The sequence below is a fragment of the Gordonia cholesterolivorans genome (assembly GCF_039531975.1).
Taxonomy (GTDB): Bacteria; Actinomycetota; Actinomycetes; order Mycobacteriales; family Mycobacteriaceae; genus Gordonia; species Gordonia sihwensis.
Map to the genome: position 1 here is coordinate 1 of NZ_BAAARB010000051.1, position 1,662 is coordinate 1,662.

The window sequence follows — 1,662 nt, forward strand, 5'->3', positions numbered from 1 at the left end:
GGGCTGTGGGAGGGCTCGGTGTCGCTATTGGAGGGATCGGTCTCTCTCGGACTGGTCTTCCCTGGGGTGGGCGCGTGGCTGATGGTGATCTGCTGGTTGAGCCAGAGGTGTTACGCAGCAGCGGTGGCTTGCTGCAGGTGGATCTTGTCGCCGCTCGTCGAGAGGTGACCATCGCCGGACGACAGGTACAGGCCCTGACCTACGGGGGCACATTGCCGGGGAGAACCTGGTGGGTGCGACCGGGAGACACCATCGAGGTGCAGTTGCGTAACGAACTGGACACCCCAACCAACCTGCATACCCACGGGCTACAGGTTTCTCCCTCGGGGAATAGTGACAACCCCTTCCTCTCTATAGACCCTGGGCAGAGTTTTGGTTACCGGTTTACCTTGCCAGAGGATCACCCGTCTGGTGTGTGCTGGTATCACCCTCATCGGCATGGCTCAGTCGCTGACCAGCTATTCGGTGGCTTGTACGGTGCACTTATTGTCGAGGATGAAAAAATGCCGGTCAGTCGAGAGCGGGTGCTCGTCGTCTCCGACATTTCACTCACCGCTGGAGGACAGATCGCGACCGCCTCGGGCATGGACGTGATGATGGGCCGTGAAGGTGACCTCCTATTGGTCAACGGGCAGCACCGCCCACACATGTCGGCACGACCTGGGGAGCGGGAACGCTGGCGAGTGATCAATGCGTGCACTTCCCGTTACCTACGTTTGGCCTTGCCTGGGCAGCGCCTGGAATTGCTGGGGATCGACGGGGGTCAAGAACAGGCTCCCCGGGAAGTGCGGGACGTGCTCCTGGCTCCCGGTAATCGCGCCAACCTTCTCGTGAGCATGAGCGCCGGTAGTGGTGAGTTTCAGACACTGGGCTACGACCGTGGTGGAATGGGAATGGGAATGATGGGAGGTCGAAACCTCTCCGGAGCTGAGGCCATTGCCACGCTCACTGTCTCCGGGCAAGAGACTTCTACGCCAGATAAGGTGCCAGTTCGCTCGCCGGTTCTTCGGGATCTACGCGAGCAGCCTGTTGCGCGGCGGCGGGAGATTGCCTTCACCATGGGAATGGGGTCGATGATGCGCGGTGGCGGGAGCATGATGGATCTCGGATTCGACGGTCGTACTTTCGACATCGACCGAGTTGACCAACGCGTTGCTGCGGGAGCCGTGGAAGAGTGGCTCATCACGAACCCCACACCCATGGATCACCCCTTCCATTTACACGTATGGCCGATGCAGGTGATCGAGACGGACGGGCAACCGGTCAGCGAACAGGTTTGGCGTGACGTCGTCAATGTTCCTGCCCAAGGTCGAGTGCGGGTGCTCATCGACTTCGCTCGTCACCCGGGGCGCACCGTATACCACTGCCACATCCTTGATCATGAAGATGCTGGCATGATGGCCATCGTCGATGTCGGCTGACCAGCTGCAGCGGCGTTGCGGCCTGGCCAAAACCCACCGCTGCCGCGTAGTTTCCGTTACTTGATGTTGCCGGATGCACCACGTATTGTTGAAGTAACACGGCAGGCTCGCTTCTCTAGCCTCGGGCTTTCATCGCTGAATTCGCCTGACCTGCCGTTTTCATGAAGAAAGGTGCTCTGAGCTGCAATAATTGTTGTTGCGAAACGACAATCACAAGCAGGGCAAGGAGCACCTTTCTGGT

The 1,662-nt window shown here is 59.6% G+C and carries 1 protein-coding gene; it reads left to right on the plus strand.

The window, feature by feature from the left end; all coding sequences use genetic code 11:
• Positions 1-74 precede the first annotated feature (74 nt).
• Positions 75-1,421 (plus strand): multicopper oxidase family protein, encoded by a 1,347-nt coding sequence (locus ABFX36_RS18830; RefSeq protein WP_346077802.1) that lies wholly within the window; start codon positions 75-77, stop codon positions 1,419-1,421.
• The last annotated feature ends 241 nt before the right edge of the window (positions 1,422-1,662 follow it).